The organism is Blautia sp. DFI.9.10, assembly GCF_024461705.1.
In the GTDB taxonomy this organism is placed as follows: domain Bacteria; phylum Bacillota; class Clostridia; order Lachnospirales; family Lachnospiraceae; genus Blautia_A; species Blautia_A fusiformis.
On the sequence record NZ_JANGAA010000002.1, the window covers coordinates 127,125 to 141,666 of the forward strand.

At 46.4% G+C, this 14,542-nt stretch carries 11 protein-coding genes and 3 tRNA genes; all 14 read left to right on the forward strand.

Annotation, left to right across the window (positions count from 1 at the left end; all coding sequences use genetic code 11):
• Position 1 precedes the first annotated feature (1 nt).
• Positions 2-1,489 (forward strand): glutamate synthase subunit beta, encoded by a 1,488-nt coding sequence (locus tag NE671_RS01780; protein ID WP_021651136.1) that lies wholly within the window; start codon positions 2-4, stop codon positions 1,487-1,489.
• 229 nt (positions 1,490-1,718) lie between these two features.
• Complete coding sequence (locus NE671_RS01785; RefSeq protein ID WP_118608257.1) at positions 1,719-3,041, forward strand: glutamine synthetase family protein; 1,323 nt, start codon at positions 1,719-1,721, stop codon at positions 3,039-3,041.
• Positions 3,042-3,079: 38 nt separating this feature from the next.
• Positions 3,080-3,634, forward strand: coding sequence for an ANTAR domain-containing response regulator (locus NE671_RS01790; RefSeq protein WP_015525749.1), 555 nt, complete (start codon positions 3,080-3,082; stop codon positions 3,632-3,634).
• Positions 3,635-3,764: 130 nt separating this feature from the next.
• Positions 3,765-5,096 (forward strand): aspartate--tRNA(Asn) ligase, encoded by a 1,332-nt coding sequence (gene aspS, locus NE671_RS01795; RefSeq protein WP_059085246.1) that lies wholly within the window; start codon positions 3,765-3,767, stop codon positions 5,094-5,096.
• Positions 5,097-5,110: 14 nt separating this feature from the next.
• Positions 5,111-5,404, forward strand: a complete 294-nt coding sequence (gene gatC, locus NE671_RS01800) for an Asp-tRNA(Asn)/Glu-tRNA(Gln) amidotransferase subunit GatC (RefSeq protein WP_110102034.1) — start codon at positions 5,111-5,113, stop codon at positions 5,402-5,404.
• A gap of 15 nt (positions 5,405-5,419) precedes the next feature.
• Positions 5,420-6,892, forward strand: coding sequence for an Asp-tRNA(Asn)/Glu-tRNA(Gln) amidotransferase subunit GatA (gene gatA, locus NE671_RS01805; protein ID WP_173733608.1), 1,473 nt, complete (start codon positions 5,420-5,422; stop codon positions 6,890-6,892).
• Positions 6,889-8,328, forward strand: a complete 1,440-nt coding sequence (gene gatB, locus NE671_RS01810) for an Asp-tRNA(Asn)/Glu-tRNA(Gln) amidotransferase subunit GatB (protein WP_092069315.1) — start codon at positions 6,889-6,891, stop codon at positions 8,326-8,328. The genes gatA and gatB overlap by 4 nt, the downstream gene beginning before the upstream one ends.
• 6 nt (positions 8,329-8,334) lie before the next feature.
• Positions 8,335-9,558, forward strand: coding sequence for an LL-diaminopimelate aminotransferase (locus NE671_RS01815; protein WP_021651140.1), 1,224 nt, complete (start codon positions 8,335-8,337; stop codon positions 9,556-9,558).
• Between the two features lie 286 nt (positions 9,559-9,844).
• A complete protein-coding gene (locus tag NE671_RS01820) occupies positions 9,845-10,171 on the forward strand; it encodes a cupin domain-containing protein (protein WP_015525755.1) in 327 nt (108 codons plus the stop codon).
• Between the two features lie 272 nt (positions 10,172-10,443).
• Positions 10,444-10,528, forward strand: a tRNA-Leu gene (locus NE671_RS01825).
• A 138-nt stretch (positions 10,529-10,666) separates the two neighbouring features.
• Positions 10,667-12,919, forward strand: a complete 2,253-nt coding sequence (locus NE671_RS01830; RefSeq protein WP_173734709.1) for a leucine-rich repeat domain-containing protein — start codon at positions 10,667-10,669, stop codon at positions 12,917-12,919.
• 119 nt (positions 12,920-13,038) lie between these two features.
• Positions 13,039-13,123, forward strand: a tRNA-Leu gene (locus NE671_RS01835).
• A gap of 27 nt (positions 13,124-13,150) precedes the next feature.
• Positions 13,151-13,235: transfer RNA gene (locus NE671_RS01840), tRNA-Leu, on the forward strand.
• Between the two features lie 289 nt (positions 13,236-13,524).
• Positions 13,525-14,535, forward strand: a complete 1,011-nt coding sequence (locus NE671_RS01845; RefSeq protein WP_022426754.1) for a deoxyguanosinetriphosphate triphosphohydrolase — start codon at positions 13,525-13,527, stop codon at positions 14,533-14,535.
• The last annotated feature ends 7 nt before the right edge of the window (positions 14,536-14,542 follow it).

The following is a 14,542-nucleotide window of genomic DNA, read 5'->3' on the forward strand; positions in this document are numbered from 1 at the left end:
AATGGGAAAGCCAACTGGATTTTTAGATTATGAAAGAGAAACGGCAAAGGTTCTGCCGCCAAAGGAACGTATTCAGAATTTCAACGAATTTCGTATTCCATTAAATAAAGAAAAACAGAAACTTCAGGGAGCACGCTGCATGGCTTGCGGCGTCCCCTTCTGCCAGTCAGGTATGATGATCGGCGGAATGGCTTCCGGCTGCCCGCTGCACAACCTGGTTCCTGAGACAAATGATCTTGTGTACACAGGAAACTGGAAGCAGGCATTTCTTCGTTTAAACAAGACACACAGCTTTCCGGAGTTTACATCCAGAGTGTGTCCAGCACTTTGCGAAGCTGCATGTACCTGTAACCTGAACGGAGATCCGGTCAGCACAAAGGAGAATGAGAAAGCGATCATTGAGACAGCCTATGCAGAAGGATGGGTAAAACCGCAGATCCCGCCTGTCCGCACAGGAAAGACGATCGCAGTCATCGGAAGTGGTCCTTCCGGACTGGCAGCAGCACAGCAGCTGAACCGCCGTGGCCACAGCGTAACCGTATTTGAGAGAAACGACCGTATCGGAGGACTTCTCCGCTACGGCATTCCGAACATGAAGCTGGAGAAAAAGGTCATTGACCGCAGACTGAAGCTGATGGAAGAGGAAGGCGTGAAATTTGTTACCAATATCAATGTTGGTGTTGACATCACTGCAGAACAGCTTCTGAAGGATTATGACCGTGTCCTTCTCTGCTGTGGAGCTTCTCATCCGAGAGATATCAAGGTTCCGGGAAGAGATGCCAAGGGAATTTACTTTGCAGTGGATTTCCTGAAGCAGGTAACAAAAAGTCTTCTGGATACAGATTTTGCAAAATTCCCATATGAGCTTGCAAAGGGCAAAAATGTTCTGGTCATCGGCGGTGGTGATACCGGTAATGACTGTGTGGGAACATCCATCCGTCTGGGAGCGAAATCTGTAACACAGCTTGAGATGATGCCGCAGCCTCCTGCAGCAAGAACTCCTTCCAATCCATGGCCGGAGTGGCCGAAGGTCCTGAAAACCGATTACGGCCAGGAAGAGGCTATTGCAGTATTCGGCCATGATCCTCGGATCTATCAGACAACCGTTACCGAGTTTATCAAGGACAAAAAAGGAAATGTCTGCAAGGCCAAGATCGTAAAACTGAAAAGCGTAAAGGATGAAAAGACCGGAAGATTCAATATGGTACCGGTTGAGGGCAGTGAGGAAGTGATCCCTGCAGATGTGGTTCTTATTGCGGCAGGCTTCCTTGGCAGCGAGAAATATGTGACAGATGCTTTCCGTGTAGCGCTTACACCAAGAACCAATGTGGAAACAAAACCGGAGCAGTATGCAACAAGCGTAGATCGTGTGTTCACAGCAGGTGATATGCATCGTGGACAGTCCCTTGTAGTATGGGCGATCCATGAAGGACGTGAGGCTGCGAAAGCAGTGGATGAATCACTGATGAGCTATTCATATTTACAGTAAAATAACAGATACCAGGGGCAAAAGATCAAAAAAACTGTTCGTGTTTCCGCGATAAAGCTTTTGAACTTTTGCCCCTTTTAAAAAATGGTTGACAAAGAATTGACCGATTGCTATAATTACGTCCATGAACAAGGGTGTTCTTCAAGAGCGGAAGCTCTCTGAAGTGCACCCTTTTTCTGATTTTGAGGGTAATTATTTTGGGTGATGAGGAAATAAAGGAGAGAATACTATGGGGAATTATACCAGAGAAGAGATTCTTGCAATGGCAGAGGAGGAAGACGTAGAGTTCATCCGCCTCCAGTTTACAGATATGTTTGGAACTCTGAAAAATATTGCGATCACAGCAAGAGAGCTTCCAAGAGCCCTGGATAACCAGTGCGTTGTATATGGCTCTCATATTGCGGGCATTGTGGGAGAAAAGGAGCCGGATCTGATCCTGTATCCGGATTATAATACTTTTTCAATTCTTCCATGGCGTCCTCAGCAGGGAAAGGTTGCAAGACTGATCTGTGATATGCGCCGTGCAGACGGATCAGAGCATGAGATGAGCTCCAGATATATTCTGAAAAAAACAGCGCAGGCAGCAGAGGAGGCAGGGTATACCTGTTATGTTGACCCGGAATGCGAGTTTTTCCTGTTTCATATTGATGATAACGGAATGCCTACAACGGTTTCTCACGAAAAGGCCGGATATCTGGATGTAAGTCCGGTGGACTTAGGCGAAAATGCAAGACGTGACATGGTACTGACTCTTGAGGATATGGGATTTGAGGTGGAATCCTCTCATCATGAGACAGCACCTGCACAGCATGAGATCGCCCTTCATTACGGGGAAGCACGTGAGATGGCAGACGAAGTTATAACCTTTAAGATGGCAGTAAGAACTGTAGCCAAACGTCATGGACTTCATGCGACATTTATGCCGAAGCCAAGACGGGAAGTAAACGGTTCAGCCATGCATATCCATTTTTCACTGTTTAAAAATGGAAAAAATATTTTCGTGGATCCGGAGGATCCGTCCAGATTAAGTGAAGAGGCATACTATTTTATCGGAGGTCTTCTGGCTCACAGCCGTGAGATGACTCTGATTACCAATCCGCTTGTAAATTCTTATAAGCGTCTTGTACCTGGATTTGATGCGCCTACAGAGCTGACCTGGACGAGAAATAACCAGAATTCACTGGTAAGGATTTCGAGAGTCAATGGTGCTGATACCAGGATCGAGCTTCGAAGCCCGGATGCTGCATCCAACCCATACCTTGTTTTTGCGGTATGCCTGGCAGCGGGCCTGGATGGAATCCAGAAGAAGATCTATCCTACAAAAGCTTCTAACCGTTCTCTTTCCGAGTCGGATCAGAAGGAACAGGGTATCGAGAATTTACCGGAGAACCTGCGGGAAGCGATCACACTGTTTGAGGACAGCAGCTGGATGAAGGAAATCCTTGGAGAAGCTTTCTGCAAACAGTATGCGCAGGCAAAGAGAAAAGAGTGGTTGCGTTATTCCCAGGAGATTTCCGACTGGGAGATCGAGGAGTATCTGTATCGGATCTGATGAACGAGGCATAATGGGACGAAAGAGAGTGGCGGCTTATGAACACGAGTATCGTGATTGCATTACCGAAAATAGAAGATGCCAAAAAGATCCGCACAGTCCTTAACCGATATGGATTCACGGTGGCGGCAGTATGCAATTCAGGTGCCAATGCCCTTGCCAGTATCTCGGAGCTTGATGGCGGCGTTCTGCTTTGCGGTTATCATCTTCAGGATATGTACTACCGTGATCTTCTGGACTATATGCCGGATTATTTTGAAATGCTGCTTATGGCCTCCCGGGGAGTGATCAGTGAGGCGCCAACATCCATTTTATGCGTGGGAATGCCTCTGAAAGTCGGAGATCTGGTAAATACGGTAAGCATGATGCTTTCCCAGATCGAAAGGCGCTGGAAAAAAGATAAGAAAAAGCCGAAGCAGCGTTCATGGAAAGAACAGAATTATATTTCAAATGCAAAGATGCTTTTAATGGAAAGAAATCACCTGAGCGAGGATGACGCATACCGCTATATCCAGAAATGCAGTATGGATTCCGGGACCAATATGGTGGAGACGGCCCAGATGGTTCTGATGCTTTTATATGATTCTGTGTAAAAAACAACAAAAAACAGCAGAGCGGACAGGAATGATCTGTTCTGAATGCCTGATATCACACCGGATCGGGAAAAATTCCGCAGGGGATTTCCTGATTCGGTGAAACTACTTTGAATTGGAGGATGAGGGAATGGAATTTATGGATGGAATCTGTAAGACTAGAGAATGTGCCTGGGATGTGCTTCTTTCTGAGAGCATGAAAGACCAGGAAGCAACAGTGGAAGGTGCAATACACAGCATCCGTAATATGGGTGACGTGGCATTTGTGATACTTCGAAAAAAAGAAGGGCTTTTTCAGACCGTATATGAAAACGACAAGACAAATGTTTCCATTCATGATCTGAAGGAGGCAATGTGTGTGCGCCTCACAGGAACTCTTCATGAGGAAGAAAGAGCGCCTCACGGAAGAGAACTCCGCATCAGCCATGTGGAGATCCTTTCCTCACCTGCAGAGCCTCTTCCGCTGGCCATCGACAAATGGAAGCTGAACACTTCCCTGGAGGCAAAGCTGAATTATCGTCCTATCGCCCTGCGTAATGTGCAGGAGCGTGCAAAATTCAAGATCCAGGAGGCTCTGGTGCGGGCATTTCGTGATTACCTCTATGAGAAGGGGTTCACCGAGATCCACACACCGAAGATCGGAGCCAGAGGTGCAGAGGGTGGTGCAAATCTGTTCAAGCTGAGTTATTTCCATAAACCGGCAGTTCTGGCACAGAGCCCGCAGTTTTATAAACAGATGATGGTAGGTGTTTTTGACCGTGTATTTGAGACCGGCCCTGTATTCCGTGCAGAGAAGCATAACACAAAACGTCATCTGAACGAATATACAAGCCTTGATTTTGAGATGGGCTATATCAACGGATTTGAGGATATCATGGAGATGGAAACCGGATTTCTCCAGTATGCGGTAGAGCTTCTTAAGAAAGACTACGCTCATGAGCTTTCCATTCTGAAGGTGGAGCTTCCGAAGGTGGACAAGATCCCGGCAGTACGTTTTGACAAGGCCAAAGAGCTGGTAGCTGAAAAATATAATCGTAAGATCCGCAACCCATATGATCTGGAGCCGGAGGAAGAAGCGCTGATCGGAAGATATTTCAAAGAAGAATATGATGCTGATTTTGTTTTTGTCACACATTATCCGTCTAAGAAGCGTCCGTTCTACGCAATGGATGATCCGTCAGATGAGAAATTTACATTAAGCTTTGACCTTCTGTTCAAGGGACTTGAGGTAACTACAGGCGGACAGCGTATCCATGATTATCAGATGCTGAAGGATAAGATCGCAGCCCGTGGTATGGATGAAGAGGGTATGGAGCAGTACCTGGATACCTTCAAGCATGGAATGCCGCCTCACGGAGGACTTGGAATCGGACTGGAACGTCTTACCATGCAGATCCTCGGAGAAGAAAACGTTCGTGAGACCTGTCTGTTCCCACGTGATATGAACAGACTTGAGCCGTAATAAGGAGAAAAAAGATGGCAAAGATAATCGATGATGAAACAATGGAAAATGTCTGCATCCTTGCAAAGCTTTCTCTGACAGAGGATGAAAAGGAAAAAGCAAAAGAGGACATGCAGAAGATGCTGGACTATGTAGACAAGCTGGATGAGCTTGACACCTCTTCCGTAGAGCCCATGTCCCATATTTTTGAGGACGAAAATGTATTTCGTGAAGATATTGTGACAAACGGAGACAATCATGAGGCGATGCTTGCCAATGCACCGAAACAGAAAGAAAACCAGTATCAGGTTCCGAAAACAATTGGATAAGACAGGAGACAGGACATGGATTTGGGAAAATTAACCGCATTACAGCTTGCGGAAAAGATCAAGCAGCATCAGATAAGCGTCCTGGACGGTGTGAAATACGTATTTGATCAGATCGAAGCAAAAGAGGACAAGGTCCACGCTTATCTTGATACTTACAAAAAAGAAGCCTATGCAAGAGCAAAAGAGGTACAGAAGGGCATTGAGGATGGAACCTATACAGGACCTCTTGCCGGTGTACCTATTGCAATTAAGGATAATATCTGCATTAAGGGAAAAACAACTACCTGTGCATCGAAGATCCTTGAGAATTTTGTGCCGCAGTACAATGCCGAGGTTATTGACCGTCTGGAACAGGCAGGTCTTGTGATCATCGGAAAGACAAACATGGATGAGTTCGCCATGGGAAGTACCACAGAGACATCCGCTTACGGTGTCACCAGAAACCCGTGGGATCTGGAGCATGTTCCGGGCGGCTCCTCTGGCGGTTCCTGTGCGGCAGTGGCAGCAGGGGAAACTTACCTGGCACTTGGCTCCGATACTGGCGGTTCCATCCGTCAGCCAAGTTCCTACTGCGGTGTTACCGGAATCAAACCGACCTATGGTACAGTATCCCGTTACGGACTGGTTGCCTACGCATCCTCTCTGGACCAGATCGGACCGGTTGGAAAAGATGTTGCAGACTGTGCGGCACTTCTTGAGATCATTGCCGGACACGATGCCAAGGACAGCACCTCCATGAAGAGAGAGGATCTTGATTTCTCCGCTTCTATGACGGATAAGATTGTGGGAATGAAATTCGGCGTGCCGAAGGAATATCTCTCAGAGGGACTGAACCCGGAGGTAAAAGAGGCCTTTATGAATACGCTGAAGAGCCTTACCGAGATGGGCGCAGTGGTAGAATTTTTCTCCATGAAGACAACAGAATATATGATCCCTGCTTACTACATCATTGCCAGCGCAGAGGCCAGCTCCAACCTGGAGCGTTTTGACGGCGTGAAGTACGGTTTCCGTGCAAAAGAGTACGAGGGACTTCATGACATGTACAAAAAGACAAGGACTGAAGGTTTCGGCGAGGAAGTAAAGCGCCGTATCATGCTTGGCTCCTTTGTGTTAAGCTCCGGTTACTACGATGCTTACTATCTGAAAGCACTTCGCACAAAAGCCCTTATCAAAAAGGAATTTGATCAGGCCTTTTCCAAATATGACGTTCTTCTTGCCCCGGCATCACCCTTTACGGCGCCGAAGCTGGGAGAGAGCCTGAAAGATCCTCTTGCCATGTATCTTGGCGATATTTATACGGTAGCAGTAAACCTGTGCGGACTTCCCGGAATCACAGTTCCATGCGGAAAAGACGCAGCAGGACTTCCAATCGGGATCCAGATGATCGGTGACTGCTTCAAAGAAAACAACCTGTTCCGCGCAGCACACGCCTATGAGAAAAAACGCGGTGATTTCGGAACAGCAATGGAAGGAGGAGAAAAGGCATGAAACAGTATGAGACAGTCATAGGACTTGAGGTGCATGTGGAGCTTGCCACAAAAACAAAGATCTTCTGCGGATGCTCCACAGAATTCGGAGGCGCACCAAATACACATACCTGCCCGGTCTGCACCGGTATGCCGGGCTCTCTTCCGGTCCTCAACAAAAAAGTGGTAGAGTTTGCCATCAAGGCAGGTCTTGCGGCAAACTGTCATATCCATCAGTACTGTAAGTTTGACCGTAAGAACTATTTTTACCCGGATAACCCCCAGAACTATCAGATCTCTCAGCTGTATCTGCCAATCTGCTATGACGGAGCTGTTGAGATCGAGACTTCCGCAGGCAAAAAGACTGTACGTATCCATGAGATGCATATGGAGGAGGATGCCGGTAAGCTGATCCATGATGAGTGGGAAGACTGCTCCCTGGTTGACTACAACCGAAGTGGGGTACCGCTGATCGAGATCGTATCCGAGCCGGATATGAGAAGCTCCGAGGAGGTTATCGCATATCTGGAAAAGCTCCGCTGCACCATGCAGTATCTTGGAGTTTCTGACTGTAAGCTCCAGGAGGGCTCCATGCGTGCCGATGTCAACCTTTCCGTCCGTGAGGTGGGAAGTGAGACCTTCGGAACAAGAACAGAGATGAAGAACCTGAACTCCTTTAAGGCCATTGCGAGAGCAATCGAAGGAGAGAGAGAACGTCAGATCGAGCTTCTGGAAGAAGGAAGAGCCGTTGTACAGGAGACAAGAAGATGGGACGATAACAAAGAGTCTTCCCATGCTATGCGTTCCAAGGAGGATGCAAAGGATTACCGTTACTTCCCGGACCCGGATCTTCCGCCGATCCACATTTCCGATGCATGGATCGAAGAGCTGCGTACTTCCATTCCGGAGCTTCGTGAAGCCAAGATGGAGCGTTATCAGAAGGAGTATGAGCTTCCGGCTTATGATGCAGGGATCCTGACCGAATCCAGACATCTGGCAGGACTTTTTGAGGAGACAGCAGTTCTTCTCGGAAACCCGAAAAAGGTGGCAAACTGGTTTATGGTGGAGGTTCTCCGCCTGACAAAGGACAAGGGCCTTGATCCGGAAAGGGTAAGCTTTACCCCGAAGCATCTGGCAGACCTTCTTTCCATGGTGGAGAAAAAAGAGGTCAGCGCACAGAATGCCAAGAAAGTATTTGAAAAAGTGTTTGACGAGGATATTGATCCGGTTGTATATATAGAAGAGAATGGTCTTAAGATCGTAGAAGATACAGGACTTCTCACCGAAACTGTGAAAAAGATCGTAGATGCAAACCCTGGACCGCTGGCAGAGCTTCTGGGCGGCAAGGATAAGGTTATGGGATTTTTTGTAGGACAGCTGATGAGAGAACTGAAAGGCAAGGCAAATCCTGACAGCGTCAGAAAAGCACTGGCAGAGGAAATTGAGAGAAGGAGATAAAATACTATGGTTACAGTAAATCAGAATTATTTAAAACTTCCGGGAAGCTATCTGTTTTCCAATATCGCAAAGAAGGTAAGCGCATATAAGGAGGCCAATCCGGAATTTAAGGATTCTGTGATCAGTCTTGGAATCGGTGATGTGACACAGCCGCTTGCACCGGCGATCATCGATGCCCTTCATAAATCCGTAGACGAGATGGCACACGCAGAAACCTTCCACGGATATGCTCCGGATCTCGGATATGAATTCTTAAGAAGTGCCATTGCAAAAAATGATTATCAGTCCAGAGGCTGCGACATCAGCGCAGACGAGATCTTTGTTTCCGATGGAGCAAAAAGTGATTCCGGAAACATCCAGGAGATCTTCGGACTGGATAACAAGGTTGCAGTTTGCGACCCAGTTTATCCTGTATATGTAGATACCAACGTTATGGCCGGACGTACTGGTCTTTATAACAAAGAGCGTGAGAACTTTGACGGTGTGATCTACATGCCCTGCAAAGAGGAGAATGGTTTCCTTCCGGAGATACCGGCAGATGAAGTACCGGATCTGATCTATCTCTGCTTCCCGAACAATCCTACCGGCGGTGCTATCACAAAGGCAGCTCTTCAGGAGTGGGTCGACTACGCCAACAAAAACGGCTGCGTGATCATCTATGATGCAGCATATGAGGCATATATTTCCGAGGAGGATGTCCCGCACAGCATTTATGAGTGCGAGGGTGCGAGAACCTGTGCCATCGAGCTTCGAAGCTTTTCCAAAAATGCTGGCTTTACAGGCGTTCGTCTTGGATTTACTGTTGTTCCGAAGGAACTGGTGCGTGATGGCGTAGAGCTTCACAGTCTCTGGGCAAGACGCCACGGAACCAAGTTTAACGGTGCTCCGTACATTGTACAGAGAGCAGGCGAGGCTGTTTACTCTCCGGAGGGAAAAGCACAGCTGAAGGAGCAGATCGCTTATTACATGCGTAATGCAAAGACGATCCTGGAGGGACTTTCCGCAGCAGGATTTTCCGTGTCTGGTGGAAAAAATGCTCCATATATCTGGCTGAAAACACCGGATCAGATGACCTCCTGGGAGTTCTTTGATTATCTCCTTGAGAAAGCACACATCGTAGGAACACCAGGTTCAGGCTTTGGTGCACATGGTGAGGGATACTTCCGTCTGACAGCATTCGGAAGCTATGAGAATACTCTTGAGGCAATTGAGAGAATTAAAAATCTGTAATATGAGTATAAATTGCGGAGCAGGTCTTTGGAAAAGAGCTGATTCGTTTTTAACCGAATCAAAGAAGTATCCTGCTTCAATTGCGAATAGAAGCTCCAGACAGGGTTGCGAAAAGCAATAAACAGTGGGAAAAATTTGCCTGTAAGTTAATTTGCGAAAATAACAATAAGGATTGCGAAAATTTATCATATCATTTATAATTGTACAGGAAGTAAGGCACAGGCCGCAGAAAGCCTGTGTTCATAAAATTTCACAAATTTACGCAATCACGAAAGGGGATTTTATCATGGGTATCAGAAGAGTAGAAAATATGTGCGGCGGTAAAGGCCATGTGATCATCAAAGACATTCTTGAGGGAGACGAGCTGAAGGGAAAATGCGGACTTTACGCACAGGTTACCATCGAAAAAGGATGTTCTCTGGGATACCATGAGCATCATGGCGAGACAGAAACCTACTATATCTTAAGCGGTGAAGGCGAGTACGACGATAACGGCGTGAAACGCCCAGTAAAGGCTGGCGACATCACCATCACACCAGATGGAAAAGGACACGGTCTTACCAATACAGGCGACACAGATCTTGTGTTCATGGCACTGATCATTTTTGACTGATCCATATAGAAGAAAACAGAAGTGGGACAGAAGGGCGGCCTTTTTGAAGAGGCTGCTCTTTTTACGACTGAGGCGTAACCTGTGTCGGAGTATAAATTCTGGGATGAAAGATTCTCTGTCTCAGATTGTTATTAAACGAAATGTATTAATTGTATAAACAAAAAATATTTTTGGATTTTTTTAGAAAAAAACTGTTGACATACAAAAAGCACTTTGCTATACTATCACTTGTCGCGAGGGAGAAGATAAAGAATCCCGAAGAAATGCGATATGCGGAAGTGTCGGAACTGGCAGACGAGCAAGACTAAGGATCTTGTGAGCATTGCGCTCGTGTGGGTTCAAGTCCCATCTTCCGCATTTTTTATTTAGGAAACCTGCATCTGGAAACGGATGCAGGTTTTTTTGCTGCCTAAAAATATCTGTAAAAAAGGAATCCGGATAGAATATATCGTGTTTATATGTTATGATAGAAGAAAATGGAAGGAGCATAGTCATATGAGAAGAAAAAGTGCAGGAAAAAAGCTCATGGCCGTACTTATAGCGGCAAGCCTGGCGCTGACTCCGGTGGAGCTGACAGTGGCGGCAGAAATGGAAACAGAGGGTGCGGAAGCAACATTTTTGGCAGAAGAAAGTGGAGATACTGCATCCTCAGATCCGGAAGATACTGCAGAGACGGAAACAGAGATCACAGATGGATCAGCTGCTACAGAGGAACAGGAAACCACAGATACAGACAAGCCAGATACCGGGAACAACGTACAGGAGAATGCGGAAACAGGCGCAATGGAGTCTGGTGAAGAAGCACCAGAGGGTACTGCAGAAGAGGAAGATCCGGAGACTCCGGAAGCGGCAATGGATGCAGCCGAAGCGTTGGAGGAATGCGAACAGGAAGAAGAAAACGCAGCTTTTGATGATGGAACGAAGGATGCAGTGCAGGCATCTGCAGAATACTCTGATGGAAAATTTACGTGGGTACTGGACGGGAATGGAACACTGACCATTACGGGAAATAACATGGAGTTGACAAAAAATGAGATATCTGAAAGTGCTTTGGAGAAGGCAGGCATCGATTTTTCTAGAGTAAATAAGCTTGTAATCGGGAATGGGATCACAGGCTTTGATAGATGGGGCATGTGGAATCTGAAAAAATATATTAAGGAACTGGAAATCCATGGAAATGCAGGCATGAATATGCCGGAGCAATGCTTTTACGATGTGCCAAATATAGAGAGTGTGGTGATATCCGGTGCAGTGGATGTGCCGAGAGATATGTTTGGAAAATGTACCGAGCTGAAAAAGGTTACATTAAAAAATGGAGTGAGGTCTATTGGAGAGGATGCCTTTCGAGATTGCAGCAGTCTGGAGAGTGTGATATTTGAGAATACAGTATTGGAAAAAATCAGTGACGGAGCATTTTGGGGCTGCAGTGCGCTGAGTTCTATTGCGTTACCGGATTCCGTAACAGAAATAGAAAGGAATGCATTTTTCGAGACCGGACTCAGAAATATCCAGCTTCCGGAAAAACTGACGCTGATAGGAGGAGGGGCATTTTGTAACTGCAAAAATCTGAAGCAGGTACAGCTTCCGCCTCAATTAAAAGAGCTGGGTGAGGGTGCATTTTTTAACTGCGAAAATCTGGCACAGATCCAGCTTCCGTCTCAGTTAAATAAATTAGGAGGAGATGCATTCAGAGATTGTACATCCTTGGATAAGATTGACATACCTGCCGGTCTGAAGCAGATCGAGTCTGCCACATTTTGCAATACCGGGCTGACCAGTGTGACCTTACATGAGGGACTGACTAAGATCGAAGATTGGGCGTTTCATGATTGCCTTAAGCTGAAAAAGATCCGTATTCCGAAATCAGTTACAGATATTGGCGAACTGGCATTAGGAATACGTTATAACATGGGAAATGGTGCAGAGGAAGTTATTCCCGGTGGTTTTACAGTAGAAGGTTATACAGGCTCGGCAGCGGAACGATATGTAAAGAGAATGCATCAAAGTGAAAATTTATATCATGTATTTTTTAAAGATGTGAAATTTGTTTCCATTGGTGGACAGACTGCAGCGGTTACCAATATCAGCAAAACAAAGATATCCGCACTTAAGACCAGGGCCTTTACCGGAAAGCCACTGACCCAGGCACTCACCATAACCTATGGCGGTAAGAAGCTTGTAAACGGAAGGGATTACACCCTTACCTGGAAGAATAATAAAAATATCGGAACTGCATCCGTTACTATCAAAGGAAAAGGAAAATATAACGGTTCTGTTACAAAAAAATTCCGGATCACGGTTCAGAAAAACGCGGTCTATACAGTCAGCAGGCTGAAATATAAGATATCCAGTGCAGACACATCCGGCAAGGGAACCGTAGTCTTTACCGGAGCTACGGACAAGGCAGCAAGAAAGGCCCTTACGATCCCGACGACAGTAAAGATTGGTGGAAAGAGCTTTCGTGTAACAGCCATTGGCACCTCTGCAATGTCCGGAGCGAAGAAGCTGACAACAGTGAAAATCGGAGCGAATATAATGACAGTAGGTGCGAAAGCCTTCTACGGCTGCAGTAAACTCTCCAATGTAACGATCTTCGGCACAAAGCTTACGACAGCGAAGACCGGAGCCAATGCATTTAAAGGAATTCGCTCCAATTGCAGATTTAAAGTACCGGCTTCCAGGGTAAGTGCATACAAAAAACTCCTCCGTGCAAAGGGTGCCGGACCAAAGATAATCGTGACAAAATAACAGAAAAACCGAAAAAATAGAAAACTTTTGAAAAAAGGTGTTGACATACAAGATCCACTTTGCTATACTATCACTTGTCGCGAGGGAGAAAATAAAAAATCCCAAGGAAATGCGGTCATGCGGAAGTGTCGGAACTGGCAGACGAGCAAGACTAAGGATCTTGTGAGCATTGCGCTCGTGTGGGTTCAAGTCCCATCTTCCGCATTGGAAATTTCCAATGAAATGCGATATGCGGAAGTGTCGGAACTGGCAGACGAGCAAGACTAAGGATCTTGTAAGCATTGCGCTTGTGTGGGTTCAAGTCCCATCTTCCGCATGACTTTAAAACAGAGCTGTGAATTGCAGCTCTGTTTTTGGCTATATGAAAGTAAATTATTGCATGCCTGCACTGGTGAGAAGCTGAAATGGGAAGATCTGCGTGATATATTTGTATTCGTTTCATATACAATAGGATAATTTTGGACATCTTAAGGGCTGATCAGACCGTAACTCCAATATTTTTTGAATTATTTTTTCAGAAAAGAGGAATTTGTGGTTTTGTGTAGAATATAATTAACAGAGGGTATTTTGTCGCCGCTGTTTGTCAGACTGTGGAGGAAATGCTTATGAACATCAGAGAGAGCATGGAACAGAGAGAACGGGAGCTTTTGAGCCCTTATGCTTCTCACAGCGCAGATACCAGAGGCCGGGAGCACCCGGAAGAGGAATGCGATGTGCGGACAACGTATCAGAGAGACAGAGACAGGATCCTTCATTGTAAGGCTTTTCGCCGTATGAAGGATAAGACACAGGTGTTTCTGGCACCACAGGGAGATCATTACCGTACCAGGCTGACACATACACTGGAGGTATCACAGATCGCCCGGACTATTGCCAAGGCACTTCGCTTAAATGAAGATCTGGTGGAAGCGATCGCTCTGGGACATGATCTGGGGCATACGCCTTTTGGACATGCAGGAGAGAGAGCACTGGATCAGGTACATCCGGGTGGCTTTGCACACTATAAGCAGAGCGTCCGGGTTGTGGAAGTACTGGAGAAGAACGGAAACGGACTGAACCTTACCTGGGAAGTCCGCAACGGGATCATGAATCACCGCACCAGCGGAAATCCTTTCACACTGGAAGGACAGGTGGTACGTTTTTCTGACAAGATCGCCTATATCCACCATGATATGGACGATGCCCAGCGGGCAGGGATCATCACAGAAGATGATATTCCTGTCACAATGAGAACTTTTCTGGGCTATACCACGAGAGAACGGCTGAATACTTTCGTACATAATATTATAGAGAACAGTATGGGGAAAGACAGCATCTCCATGTCGCCGGATGTTTTTGAGGCGATGATGGAGCTTCGGGCGCTGATGTTCCGGAATGTCTATGAGAATCCGGTTGCCAGGAAGGAAGAGGATAAAGTGATCCAGATGCTGAGTGAACTGTACGGATATTATACTGACCATCCGGAGGCAATGTCCCGGGAATACAGGGAACTGGTGGAATACCGGGGAGTACCTAAGGAACAGGCAGTATGTGATTATATTTCGGGAATGACGGATCAGTATTCCATGGAGAAATTCAGGGAGATCTATATACCGAGAGCCTGGGAGGTCTATTAAATGGAAA